The following is a 13,077-nucleotide window of genomic DNA, read 5'->3' as shown; positions in this document are numbered from 1 at the left end:
CTGCGCGCAGGGGCGGGAAGAGTCAGGCCGTCTGTTGGGAAGACGGCGGCATCAATGGCGCATTGGTCGCGAGCCTCTGGGAGGAATGAGGGGACAGTATAGCGGCGGTGGCTGAATGGCTGCGTGCAGCTGTAGAACCGAGCCACGCTCGGCTGATCTTCGCTTGGGGTTCCGGTGAGTCGAGCATGGCTCGACGCTACAAGAAGCATCCATGCCTGGCGTGGATCTACGGCACGGTGTCCAGGCGGGCGCCGACGAAGTCGATGAACACCCGCAGCTTCGGCAGTACGTGTCGGCCCGACGGCCACAGCAGGTGGAAGGTGCCGCAGGAGTGCACATGATCCTCCAGCACGGTGACCAGGCGGCCGTCGGCCAGCGCTTCGCGCACCGAGTGCACCGGCACGAAGGCCAGGCCGGTATCGCGCAGCGCCAGCGCCACCCGCGCCTCGATGGTGTTGGCCACCATGTGCACCGGCAGCTCCTGCGGTGTTTCGTGGTCGGGCCAGTGGATCGGCCACGGCTCCAGCTTGCCGGTGCTGGGGAAGCGGTAGTGCAGCAACGTGTGCTGCAACAGGTCGGCCGGCGTGCGTGGAACGCCGCGACGCTGCAGGTAGCCCGGCGAGGCGACGACACGCCGCGGGAACACCCCCAGCCGGCGCGCGTTCATCCGCGAGTCGCTGGGTTCGCCAACGCGCAGCACCGCATCGAAACCTTCCTCGATGACATCGACCAGCCGGTCGCTGAAATCCAGGTCGAGGCGGATGTCCGGATACGCGGCCATGAATTCGGCCATCAACGGCAGGGTGAGGTCACCTACCAGCGGCAGGCTGATCCGCAGCGTGCCGCTCGGTGCAGCGTGCGGTTGCGCCAGTTCGGTGCGCGCGGCATCGCGTTCGTCGAGGATGCGCCGGCAGCGCACCAGGAACAGCTGGCCCTCGGCGGTGAGGGTGATGCTGCGCGTGCTGCGGTGGAACAGGCGCACGCCCAGTGCGTGCTCCAGCCGCGCAACGCACTTGCCCGCGGCCGAGGCCGAGATGCCCTGCAGGCGCCCGGTCTCGACGAAGCTGCGGGTGTCGGCGGCGTGGACGAAGGTCTGCAGGTTGGCGAGGTTGTCCAGGACTGACATGGGCGTACCGGCAATGAAAACGGCAGGGTAGGGGTGATCGCGACACGCGGCGCGGCCGTCGCAACACTGTGGTGCGGGGCCTCGGGCAGCCCTTGCGGCGTTCCAGTTCCGGGCATCATGCCGATTGCGGACTGCACGGTCCATGATGCCCGGAGCGGCAACCGGCTTTTTGCGCCGCGTCGTGCTGCCTAACGTGGCGGGCCTCTCCCCACGGATCACCGCGATGAATGCCGCTCTTTCCCTTGAACCTGCACCGACGCTGCCTTTGGTGCAGCGGCTGCTGCAGCAGGTCCACCCGCTGCGCCTGGTCGGTGCGGTGGTGCTGGTGCGCGAGCACGGCGTGCTGCGCCATGCCAGCGCGACCGGGCTGGCCGATCGCGAGTCGGCCAGGCCGATGCAGCGCGATCAGCTGTTCCGGCTGGCATCGGTCAGCAAGCCGTTGCTGGCCACGGTGATCCTGCGCCTGGTGGCCGAAGGCGTGCTCGACCTCGACACACCGGTGCAGCGCTGGCTGCCGGACTTCCGCCCGGCGCTGGCCGATGGCCGCACGCCGCCGATCAGCCTGCGCCAGCTGCTCAGCCACAGCAGCGGGCTGGGCTATCGCTTCCTGGAGGCGGATGCGGTGGGGCCCTACGCGCGCGCTGGCGTCAGCGATGGCATGGACGCCAACCCGCTTTCCCTGACCGAGAACGTACGCCGGATCGCGCAGGTGCCACTGCTGTTCGAGCCGGGCAGCCAATGGCTGTACTCGTTGGGCGTGGACGTGGCCGGTGCGGTGGCCGAAGCCGCGACCGGTGAAACGCTGCAGGCGCTGTTCCAGCGTCTGCTGGCTGCCCCGTTGCGCCTGCGCGACACCGCGTTCGCCACGCGTGATGCAGAGCGGCTGACCACGCCGTATGTGAGCGACACGCCGCAGCCGCACCGGCTGCAGGAAGGCGAGGTGGTCGCACCTTTCGAGGGAACGGTGGGCATCGAGTTCAGTCCCGCGCGTGCCACCGACGCCAGCCGGTTCGCTTCGGCCGGCGCCGGCCTGGTCGGTTCCGCCGATGAGGTGATGGCGGTGCTGGAGGCCTTGCGCGACGTAAAGCGCTCTGGCCTGTTGCTGCCCGCGCTGGCGGCACAGATGGCCAGCCCGCAGGTGGGCGAGCAGGGGCCGCCGGAACCGGCCGGCTGGGGCTTCGGGCTGGGCTTTGCGGTACTGCGCGACGCCGCCGCCAGCGGCACACCACAGCGCGAAGGCACCTGGCGCTGGGGCGGTGCCTACGGGCACAGCTGGTTCGTCGACCCGTCGCGTGGGCTGAGCGTGGTGGCGCTGACCAACACGCTGTACGAAGGCATGGATGGCGCCTTTGTCGATGAACTGCGCGACGCGGTCTATGCCGACCTGGAGACCACGCGATGAGCGGCCATGCAATCGATGCCGCCAGTCCGGCTGGCGAGGCCACGCGCCTGCCGTGGGCGGGCCTGCTTGCCTTGGCCGGTGGCGGCTTCATCACCCTGTTGACCGAGACCCTGCCGGCGGGTGTGCTGCGTCCGATGGGCGACAGCCTGGGCGTGAGTGATGCGGCGGTCGGCCAGCTGGTAAGCGTGTATGCGCTGGGTTCGGTGATGGCTGCACTGCCGATGACCGCGCTGACCCAGCGCCTGCCACGGCGTCCGCTGCTGCTGGCGGCCATCGCCGGCTTCGTGGTGGTCAATACGCTGACCGCGTTGAGCAGCAGGTACGCGCTGATCCTGGCTGCGCGCTTCCTGGCCGGCGTGAGCGGTGGCCTGCTGTGGTCGCTGGTGGCCGGTTATGCCGCGCGCATGGTGGTGCCGTCGCTGCAGGGACGGGCCATCGCGGTCGCGATGGTCGGTTCGCCGCTGGCGCTGTCGCTGGGGGTGCCGGCAGGGACGCTGCTGGGCCAGCAGATCGGCTGGCGCTGGGCGTTCGCGCTGATGAGCGTGCTGGGTCTGCTGCTGCTGGCCTACGCGCGCTGGGCGTTGCCGGCGCTGCCGGCCGCTGGGGCCGGGCAACGCACTTCGCTGGCGACCGTGTGGCGCCTGCCCGGTGTACGCAGTGCGTTGCTGGTGATGGCGCTGTACGTGCTGGCGCACAACGTGCTGTACACCTATATCGAGCCGCTGGCGGTCGACGCGGGTGCCGGTGCTTGGCTGGACCGGCTGCTGCTGGCCTTCGGCATGGCGGCGATTGCCGGCATCGCGATTGCCGGCTGGGGCGTGGATCGCCACCTGCATGCGCTGGTGTGGGCGGCGGTGATCGGCTTCATCGTGCCGGTGCTGGCCTTGCTGGTGTGGCCTGGCGTGGCGAGCGCGCTGCTGCTGGCGACGATCCTGTGGGGCGTGGCGTTCGGCGCCGTGCCGACCCTGTTCCAGACCGCCTTGGCACGGCGCGCCGGGGCCGCTGCGGACCTGGCGCAATCGATGCTGGTGACCGGCTGGAACCTGGCCATTGCGGCCGGCGGCGTGGCAGGCGGCGTGCTGCTGCAGGCCAGCGGCCCACGCCAGCTGGGATGGCTGCCGTTGCTGCTGCTGGCGGTGACCGCCGCGTGGCTGCTGGCACGGCCGAAGACCTGGGCGTAGGCGCAGGCCAAACGTTACGGAGGGGGCGGCCAGCGGCCGGCACTACCGTGGTCCACGCCATCCACGCATGGCGTGGATCTACCGAGCGCAGCGACCCGCGTTTGCCTTTGCTTTCGCTTTCTTCCGTTGATTCCGTGGCGGGACGCCGCCGCAATGTGCCCGTGGCCGGGTGGGTGGGTTGCGCAGGACGCCCAACCCCGGTCTTGCCCACCCGGCCCCACCTGATGGATCCACCGGGCGCGATCCTCCACGAGGGGCTCCGCCGTTCGCCGTCCTACTCCACTCCCTCACGCTCGATCGGCACGCTGCGCGGGTTCTGCATGTGTTCGCGTGCAGCGCCGTACTGCTGCTGCCGCTTCTGATGGAAGGCGACGAACTCATCGCGCGGCAGCGGCCGCGAGAACAGCCAGCCCTGTCCGAATTCCACATGCCGGCTGTGCAGATAGGCCAGCTGCGCTTCGGTTTCCACGCCCTCGGCCACCACCCACAGGCCCAGCTCCTTGGCCATGTCGATGATGTGCGGCGTGACCGGGCTGGTGGCGCTTTCGGTGCCGATCGCATCGATGAATGATTTGTCGATCTTCAGTGCATCCAGTGGCAGCTGCTGCAGGTATTGCAGGCTGGAGAAGCCGACGCCGAAATCATCGATGGCCACGCTGTGGCCGGCGCGGCGGGCGGCGGCGAGCATGGTGCGCGCGCGGTCCAGATCGAGGAAGCCACGTTCGGTGGCCTCCATCCAGATCTGCTGCGGCAGGATGCCGCTGCCGGCCATGTGCCGGGAGATCATCTTCAGGGCGCGACCGCTGCTGATGTCTTCAGCGGCGAGGTTGATCGCGATGTGCGCGCTGCGGTCGGCGACCAGCAGCTCGCGCATGTCGCGCACCACGTTCTCGATCACCAGGTCGGTGACGTCGGCGATCATGCCGGCCTCTTCGGCCAGCGGAATGAACAGGTCAGGGCGCACCTGGGTGCCATCCGGGCGTTGCCAGCGCACCAGCGCCTCGGCGCCGACGCAGATGCCGGTGTCCAGTTCGATGATCGGCTGGTAATGCAGGTACAGCTCGCGGCGACGGATGGCGGTGGCCAGTTCGCCGCGCAGGGAAAGGCGGCGCCGTGACAGCCAGATCACCAGCCCGGCGCCGGCGGCGGCCAGCAGCAGGCCCACCGGCACGTACAGCCAGGCCTGTTGGCGGAAGGCCGCGGCCAGCGCGGTGCGCGGTGTAGTGGCAACGGCCAGCCATTCCTCGTTGCGCGCGGTAGCGAACAGCGTGGTGTGGTCCAGGCCTTCGCCCGGGTCGCGCAGCAGTGCCTGCAGCAGGTCCGGATCCAGGCCGGGCTGTTTGGCCAGCAGGCGTCCATCGGGGCTGGCCAGTGCCAGCCGCACATTCGGGTCGGCGATGACATCGACGAAGCGGCGTGGGTCCACCAGAGCGTCGTAGGACCCATACAGGATCGCCAGCACCTGGCGTCGCCCGCTGATTTCCGGGCGCACGTCCACTGCGATGCCGGCGCCGTCGCTGGTGACGTGGTCCGGCCTGGGCTGATCCACATCCGACAGGAACGGCCCCCAGGAGGTGCAGCGCAGCTTGCCTCCTTCGAAGTAGCCCATCTGGTCAATCGATGGGGTGGTCATCACCAGGGTCTGCATGCGCCGGATGTGCTCGGGGCTGCAGGACACGTAGGCACCGGCTTCGGCGGATTTCAGCGCCGCCAGCGCCTCCTGGTAGGACAGGTCGGAGCGGCGCAGGGTGCGATCGGCGATGTCGCGCAGGCGCTGCTGTTCGACGCTGACCGCGCGGTCCCAGGTAGCGTAGGCCATGACCGCGATCGGCACCGCAGCGGCCAGCAGGGCCAGTGCGGTACCGCCGATGATGACGCGCAGGCGGCTCATGGCCGGGGCTCCAGCGGGGCGGGCGGGGCAGGGCGCATGGTCGGGCCGGTCCTTGGGCAGATGCGGCTATCTCAGCATGGCACCGGGCCGGGCGGAATGGGATCAATACGGTATTCGGTCACATTGTGGTGAAAGCGCCCTGCTTTGACGCAATGGGGCGTCTGGCGCTGGCGCTCGGCGTCGCGGAGGACTACCGTCGAACGCTTCGCCCGCCCCTTCCCGCGCCCATGACCGAGCCCGCCACGCCCCCCGAGCACCTGCGCCGCAGCCTGTCCAACCGCCACCTGCAACTGATCGCCATCGGCGGTGCCATCGGCACCGGCCTGTTCATGGGCTCGGGCAAGACCATCAGCCTGGCCGGCCCGTCCATCGTCTTCGTCTACCTGATCATCGGCGCGATGCTGTTCTTCGTGATGCGCGCAATGGGCGAGCTGCTGCTGTCCAACCTGCAGTACAAATCCTTCATCGACTTCTCCACCGACCTGCTCGGCCCGTGGGCCGGGTTCTTCTGTGGATGGACCTACTGGTTCTGCTGGATCGTCACCGCGATTGCCGACGTGATCGCGATTGCCGCCTACGCACAGTTCTGGTTCCCGGGGCTTGAAGCCTGGAAACCGGCGCTGGCCTGCGTGATGTTGCTGCTGGCGTTGAACCTGGTGACGGTGAAGCTGTTCGGTGAAATGGAATTCTGGTTCGCGCTGATCAAGATCGTGGCGATCTGTGCGCTGATCATCACCGGCGCCGGTCTGGTGGCGTGGGGCTTCACCTCGCCGAGCGGCCACACCGCGTCGCTGTCGAACCTGTGGAATGACGGCGGCATGTTCCCGATGGGCCTGGTCGGTTTTTTCGCTGGATTCCAGATTGCGGTGTTCGCCTTCGTCGGCATCGAGCTGGTCGGCACCACCGCCGCCGAAACCGCCGACCCCGAGCGCAACCTGCCCAAGGCAATCAACTCGATCCCGGTGCGCATCATCATCTTCTATGTGCTGGCGCTGATCGCGATCATGGCGGTCACCCCGTGGCGCCAGGTGGTGCCGGACAAGAGCCCGTTCGTGCAGCTGTTCGTGCTGGCCGGCATTCCCGCCGCCGCCAGCCTGATCAATTTCGTGGTGCTGACCTCGGCCACGTCCTCGGCCAACAGTGGCATCTTCTCCACCAGCCGCATGCTGTACGGCCTGGCCGAAGAGGGCCACGCTCCGCGCGGGCTGTCGAAACTGTCGCGCGCTGCGGTGCCGGCCCGTGGCCTGCTGTTCTCGTGCCTGTGCCTGCTGGGCGGCACGCTGCTGATCTACCTGATTCCCAACCTGGTAACCGCCTTCACCCTGGTGACGACGCTGGCCACGGTGCTGTTCATCTTCGTCTGGTCGCTGATCCTGGTGGCCTACATCGCCTATCGCCGTCGCTACCCGGAGCGCCACGCTGCCTCGATCTTCAAGATGCCCGGCGGCGTCGCCATGTGCTGGGCCTGCCTGGTGTTCTTCGCCGCCGTGCTGGTGCTGCTGAGCCTGCAGGGCGACACCCGCCAGGCGCTGATCGCCAGCCCGGTGTGGTTCGTGCTGCTGGGCGCGGGGTATTGGCTGCGCCGAAGGGCCGCGAGGTGATCCAACGTCTCCGTTCCATCGATTGATCCATCGTCTCCAGAGAGTTTCATCCACGCAGGGCGTGGATCTACTGTCAGCCGCAGGAAATCGGCCGCTGCCGTTGCCGTTGAGGTTGCCGGCCAGCGGCCGGCACTACCGCGGGTGCAGGGCGCAGCCCTGCCGACCCCCGTTCACCCAACATTCGCGGGCGCGGCCGGATCATCCGGCCGCCATGTCCCATCGACCTCTCCTGCTTGCACTGGTGCTGCTGCCCACCCTGTGGCCCGGGATGGCTGCCGCGCGCACGGTCTATCGCTGCGTGCAGGGCAACACCGTCAGCCTGGCCACCGCACCGGAGCCGGGATCGCGGTGCACGCCGAAGGAGATCGACGACAACGCCATCCAGGCCCCGAACCTGTGGGGCAACATGGGCGTGTTCAGTGGTGTGCTGTACGAGCGCGAGCAGGACGACGTGCTGGTCTATTCCACCCGCAACCTGCCCGGCTCGCGGGTATTCCTGAAGTTCACCGTGGCCACGCCGCCGGGCGAGCCTGCACACGAGGGCCTGGGCAAGGTCGGCGCGCCGCAGCTCGCGCAGCACGCCAGGCAGTTCAAGGCCGCGGCCAAAGCTACCGGCGTCGACGATGCCTGGCTGCGTGCGATCGCCCATGCCGAAAGCAATTTCGATCCGCTGGCGGTCTCGACCAAGGGCGCACAGGGCGTGATGCAGTTGATGCCGGAGACCGCACAGGAATATGGCGTGCGCGATCCGTTCTCGCCGCAGCAGTCGATCGAGGGCGGCGCGCGCTACATGCGCGCACTGCTGCGCCGTTACAACGGCGATCGCCCGTTGGCGGCGGCTGCCTACAACGCGGGCATCGGTGCGGTCACCCGCTACAAGGGCGTGCCGCCCTACGCCGAAACCCTGGCCTATGTGGACAAGGTGATGGCGCTGTACGCGCGCTACCGCGAAGCGATGGGCATCCGCACCGAAGTGCCAGCCCGCTAGCGGACGGTGCTGCCTGCACGTGGCGTTGTAGAGCCGAGCCGACGCTCGGCTGCGCCAATTGCAGCCGAGCATCGGCTCGGCTCTACACAAAAGCCGCTCAGCGCGAGGTGTAAGTGCCGACCAGGTCGTAGCGCTCGATGCGGCCGACGCGTGCCACTTCGGCCTGCACGTCGGCACGCTGCTTGAGTGCACGCCACGCGGCATCGATGCGCACATCGCCCGGCAATGACGGATAGGTGCGCATGTCCTGCAGGCTGGCCAGGGTTTCACCGCGTTCAACCGGCGAGCGCAGCTGTTCGATCAGCACGGCCGCGGCACCGTCCAGGTCGCCTTCTTCCAGCAGCATTTCGCGGTGGAACAGGCGGGCATCGTCGCGCTGGGCCAGGATCACCGCGCGTGCTGCATCGCGCGCCTTGGCATCACCGCGCTCGCGGGCCGCGGCGAACTGCAGCAGCGCCTGTGCGGCCTTGCCGTAACCGGCGAGGCCCGGCATGTCATTCACTGCCTGCGCAGCGTCCTGCATGCGTCCCAGCGAACTGAACACGAAGCCGACATTCATCTGGTGCTCGACACCATCCGGGCCGAGCGCGCCGATGCGGGCGGCCTGCTTCGCCGTGGCCAGTGCCTCATCGGTGCGGCCCAGCCGGCGCAGTGCGGTGAGCCGGCTGTTGAGCAGCCAGGCCACCCATTCCGCTTCTGTGGCGGCAGGCGATTCGCCGTTGCTGGCGGCAGCGGCCATGCCCTCGGTCAACGACAGCACTTCCTCGTTGCGGTCCAGCATCAGCAAGGTGGTGCTGAACTCGGCCATGCGCGCGTCCAGTGCGCGGTCGAGCAGGCCGGAAACACGTAGTTCATCGAGGTGGCGCTGTGCCGCCTGCACTGGATCGAAACGCGCGTCACCGCGATCGACATAGCGATCGAAGCGCTTGTCGCTGCGCAGGCGGATGATCTCGGCCGGGCTGTCGATGCGCGCCAGCGTGGCCGGAATGCTGTCGCCACGGCCGTAGTCGGCCTGCAGCGTGGCCAGCGCCAGCCACAGCCCGGTGGGTTCCAGGCCGCCACTCTTCCAGCCGTTGTCAAACAGCGCCTGCAGCAGGTCCATGCGCTTCTGCGGCTGGTCACGCAGGCGGTACTGCAGGTAGTTGACCGCGTGGTGATCGATCGGAAGCGGCGCGTCGGCGTGCTGCAGTGCCTTCACCAGCAAGGTGGTGGCTGCGGCCGGCTGGTTGTCCGACAGTTCCACTGACACCAGGGTGAGCAGGATCTGTGCATCCTCCGGCAGGGCCTCCTGCGCCCGCTGCAGGTAGCGGCGGGCCTGATCCGGCTTCTTCTGCATCAGCGCGGTCCAGCCGGCGACCTGCGAGGCGCGGCCGCGACGCTCGGCATCGAAGTCGTCCAGCAACGGATCCTCCATCAGCCGCTCCATGCTGATCAGTGCACCCAGCGTATTGCCGCCGCGTGCCTGCTGGATGGCTTCATCCCAGCGCGTGGCGTACGCTGCGTGTACTGCATCGGCGGTGGCCGATGGCTTCTGCGGGGCCACCGTGATCGAAGCGGAGGCGGGCGCACTGGCCAATGCGGCCAGCAGCAGTGCGGTGAGGGGGAGAGCGCGGGGCATGGAGAATCTCCATCCGTGGGAACCGCATTGAACCTGCTACGGCCAGCGAGGACAAGCACGACGAAGCGAATCCTGGCCTTCAGCCGCATGATCGGCCGTGGCGGATCGCACGCGCAGCGTCTATTGTCGGTGCCTCTTCAAGCAGCAGGCAGAGGCAGCGCAACACGATGGCACGGTGGCAATGGATGGCGGCAGGGGTGGCGTTGGCAACGGCGGTGGGCTTGGCTGCAACCTGGTGGGACACCCCGCTGAAAACGCTGGCCGGCCCTGCCGGCCCGGTGCCCACGCCCTTGGCCTGGACCGCGCAGATCGAGCCGCTGGCGGGTGATGGCCATCCCGGTGACCGCGACGGTGCGTCCGCGCAGGCGCGCTTCGCCGACCCGTATGCACTGCTGCGCGGCACCGATGGCAGTGTCTATTTCACCGATGCCGGTGACAACAACCGGATCCGCCGCCGCCTGCCCGATGGCCGCGTTGAAACCGTGGCCGGGCAGGGTGAGGGCCGTGTCGATGGCCCTGCGCTGCAGGCCAGCTTCAATACGCCCTCGGGCATTGCCGGCGATGCGCAGGGCAACCTGTACGTGGCCGACACCGGCAACCATGCGATCCGCCGCATCGGCACCGATGGCCAGGTGACCACGTTGGCCGGTGGCGAACAGGGCCACGCCGACGGCCCGGCCACGCAGGCCCGCTTCGATGCACCGATGGGCGTTGCGGTGGACGCGCAGGGCCAGGTCTACGTGGCGGACACGTTCAATGACCGCATCCGGGTGATCGGTACCGATGGCAGTGTGCGCACCCTGGCTGGTGGTGATCGGCCAGGCTTTGCCGATGGCGTGGGCGCCGCTGCGCGTTTCGATACGCCAGTGGCGCTGGCCTTCGACGCGCAGGGTGCGTTGCTGGTGGCCGATCTGTTCAACAACGCCGTTCGCCGGGTGGGGGCCGATGGCACGGTCAGCACCGTGGTCGCCGCCGGTGGCGTGATCAATGGGCCGCTGTCGCTGGCCACCACCCACGACGGCGTGCTGTACGTGGGTGATCTGGATGGCCACATCGTGCAGGTGACGCCGCAGGGCCACCAGATCGCGCTGGTCGGCAATGGTCGCCTGCCGCGCCTGGCCCGCCCCAGCGGATTGGCGATGGATGCCGATGGCAGCGTGCTGGTGGCCGACGCCGCAGGCTACCGCCTGCATCGCCTGCGCCCGCTGCCGGTGGGCGAACTGCCGGCACCGGCACTGGTCGGCCCGGCCGCCGATGCCGCGCTGCCGAAGACGGGGGGCCGTTGGCCGCTCGCACCGCAGGACGGCTGGCACGAAGTGGTCGGCACCCTGGGCGAAGTGCGCGGCAACTTCAGCGGTGAGAGCCGCCACCACCTGCATGGCGGCTTCGACGTGCGCGGTGATGTGGGCCAGACCGTGCTGGCGATTGCCGATGGCAAGATCAGCAGCCCGGTCGCGGCCTGGAACCTGGGCGAGCAGGCCGAAGGCCTTGCGGTGGACCGCCTCAAGTACATCCACATGCGCGTCGGCCGCACCCCGCGCGACGTGCCGTTCGACGCACGCTGGCAGGCGCTGTATGACGAGCAGGGCAAGCTGCAGCGGATGCGCGTGCGCCGTGGCATGCGCATCCACGTGGGAGACCGCCTGGGCAGCATCAACAACCAGGCGCACGTGCACCTGGCGGTGGGCACCGGGGGTTTCGAGACCAATGCGGTGGCGCTTGGCTTCCATAACTACGCCGATCACTTCGCACCGCGCATCACTGATGTAGCACTGCTGGATGACAACGACCAGCCGATGGCCGCAGGCAGCGATGGCGTGGTGATGGTCGCGCGGCAGGGGCGTGGCGTGCAGATCGTGGTGGAGGCCTGGGACCAGGTCGACAACAATCTGCCACGACGCCGCCTGGGCATGTACCAGGTGGGTTACCAGATCCTCGATGCTACGGGACATCCGCTGCAGGGCTACGAGCAGCCGCGCTGGAACATCGTGTTCAACCGCATGCCGCCGCAGCGGGAAGCAGTGCGCGTGGCCTACGCACCGGACAGCGGCATCACCGTGCATGGCAGCGCGGTGACCCGGTTCCGCTACCTGGCCACCAACACCGTGCGTGATGGCCTGATGGAAACCGGACGCTGGCAGCCGGCGGCGTTGCCGCCGGGCGAGTACGTCGTGCGCGCCAGCGTGCGCGACTACAGTGGCAACGAAGGCGTCGGCCCGCGCGAGATCAGGGTACGGCTGCTGCCATAGCCGCAGCCGGGGCGCCGCAGCGTTCGCGCTCGGCGTCCATGTCTTCCAGCAGCCGCACTTCGATGCTCCCGAAGCGTGCCCACGGGAAGTCGCGGGCGATGCGCATGGCGTCGTCGCGGTCGCGCGCTACGATCAGGTTGAAGCCGGCCAGCAGTTCGCGGGTCTCGGCGAAGGGGCCATCCAGTACGCGGCTGTGGCCATCACGCACGCGCAGGGTCTGCGCGGTGTCGACCGGCTGCAGCTTCTGCGCGGCCAGCAGCGTGCCTTCGGCCTGCAGTTTGTCGGCGTGGGCCAGGCAGTCGCGCATCAGCGCGTTGAATTCTTCGGTGGGCAGGGCCTGCAGCAGGGCAGGCTCGATGTAGATCAGAAGCAGGTACTGCTGCATGGCGCGGTCCTGGCGGGGGCGGGTGCCCATGATCGCGCAGGATTGCGCACGGGCATGTTGCAGCGCAGAAGCGCGCCTTCGGCGGGGATCGGCGAACGGCGGAGCCCCTCCGTGGTGGGGTGGGGTTGGTCGCTGAAAGCGGGTTTCCTGAGGGTGGGCCGTGCGGGTGGGATTGGCGGGGACGCCGTGAATCCGTCCCTGGAGGCTTAGCCGCGCCATCCATGGCGCGGATACCCCGCCAACCCCACCCGCCCGGCCCCAGACAGATTCCGGCGGCCGATCCACCACGGGAAATCAACAACAAGAGCAAAAGCGGGTCGCTTCGCTCGCAAAGCCGAGCCCGCCAGCCAACCGCCATTGCTGTTGCTGTTGCCTTTTCTCTTGGTCTTCCCGTGGTGGGTACCGGAGGCAGGAAACTGTCCAGGGCCGGGTGGGTAGGCGGGGCGGGGGTATCCGCGCCATGGATGGCGCGGCTAAGCCCCCATGGTGAAGTGACCCCCGGGAGTTGGACATCAGATCCAACCCCGAGGGATACATGAACAGATACGACGCGCGTTTCAAACTGCAGGTCGCCAAAGAGGCCTGCAAGACCTCCACATCGGTCAAAGCCGCTGCTCGTCGCTACGGCCTGGAGTT

Annotated in this window: 9 protein-coding genes; 5 read left to right on the top strand and 4 right to left on the bottom strand. The window is 68.5% G+C overall.

The features are described 5' to 3' along the window. Positions 1–226: 226 nt before the first annotated feature. Entirely contained in the window at positions 227–1,126 is a 900-nt protein-coding gene (locus tag ACM0PY_RS16705; protein WP_134971591.1) for a LysR family transcriptional regulator, read from the bottom strand. Between the two features lie 223 nt (positions 1,127–1,349). Between ACM0PY_RS16705 and ACM0PY_RS16700 the strand changes: the two genes are divergently transcribed. Then, positions 1,350–2,528 carry a serine hydrolase domain-containing protein gene (locus tag ACM0PY_RS16700; protein ID WP_180886381.1) on the top strand — a complete coding sequence of 393 codons (1,179 nt, stop codon included), beginning with the start codon at positions 1,350–1,352 and terminating at the stop codon, positions 2,526–2,528. Beyond that, positions 2,525–3,709: an MFS transporter gene (locus ACM0PY_RS16695; protein ID WP_180886382.1), complete on the top strand. Its 1,185-nt coding sequence runs from the start codon at positions 2,525–2,527 to the stop codon at positions 3,707–3,709. Before ACM0PY_RS16700 ends, ACM0PY_RS16695 begins: the two co-directional genes overlap by 4 nt. A gap of 274 nt (positions 3,710–3,983) precedes the next feature. On the opposite strand, the gene ACM0PY_RS16690 is transcribed toward ACM0PY_RS16695, so the two are convergent. Next, the gene (locus ACM0PY_RS16690; RefSeq protein WP_072167714.1) at positions 3,984–5,600 is read right to left on the bottom strand and encodes an EAL domain-containing protein; all 1,617 of its coding nucleotides are present in this window, start codon (positions 5,598–5,600) and stop codon (positions 3,984–3,986) included. 227 nt (positions 5,601–5,827) lie between these two features. Between ACM0PY_RS16690 and cycA the strand changes: the two genes are divergently transcribed. Both cycA and ACM0PY_RS16680 read left to right on the top strand, forming a co-directional pair. Next, a complete protein-coding gene (gene cycA / locus ACM0PY_RS16685; protein WP_180886383.1) occupies positions 5,828–7,201 on the top strand; it encodes a D-serine/D-alanine/glycine transporter in 1,374 nt (457 codons plus the stop codon). A 211-nt stretch (positions 7,202–7,412) separates the two neighbouring features. After that, positions 7,413–8,189 carry a lytic transglycosylase domain-containing protein gene (locus ACM0PY_RS16680; RefSeq protein ID WP_180886384.1) on the top strand — a complete coding sequence of 259 codons (777 nt, stop codon included), beginning with the start codon at positions 7,413–7,415 and terminating at the stop codon, positions 8,187–8,189. A gap of 97 nt (positions 8,190–8,286) precedes the next feature. On the opposite strand, the gene ACM0PY_RS16675 is transcribed toward ACM0PY_RS16680, so the two are convergent. After that, a complete protein-coding gene (locus ACM0PY_RS16675) occupies positions 8,287–9,807 on the bottom strand; it encodes a tetratricopeptide repeat protein (protein ID WP_134972650.1) in 1,521 nt (506 codons plus the stop codon). Between the two features lie 167 nt (positions 9,808–9,974). Here ACM0PY_RS16675 and ACM0PY_RS16670 point away from each other — a divergent pair, with 167 nt between their 5' ends. Further along, a complete protein-coding gene (locus ACM0PY_RS16670; protein WP_180886385.1) occupies positions 9,975–12,056 on the top strand; it encodes an NHL repeat-containing protein in 2,082 nt (693 codons plus the stop codon). On the opposite strand, the gene ACM0PY_RS16665 is transcribed toward ACM0PY_RS16670, so the two are convergent. After that, positions 12,034–12,441 (bottom strand): YciI family protein, encoded by a 408-nt coding sequence (locus ACM0PY_RS16665; protein WP_414609489.1) that lies wholly within the window; start codon positions 12,439–12,441, stop codon positions 12,034–12,036. The two genes, ACM0PY_RS16670 and ACM0PY_RS16665, sit on opposite strands and share 23 nt — an antisense overlap. Positions 12,442–13,077: the final 636 nt, after the last annotated feature.

The organism is Stenotrophomonas sp. BR163 (assembly GCF_047520985.2).
Lineage (GTDB): Bacteria > Pseudomonadota > Gammaproteobacteria > Xanthomonadales > Xanthomonadaceae > Stenotrophomonas > Stenotrophomonas sepilia.
Note: the sequence above shows the minus strand (reverse complement) of the source record. Positions and strands in the feature narration are given on the sequence as shown.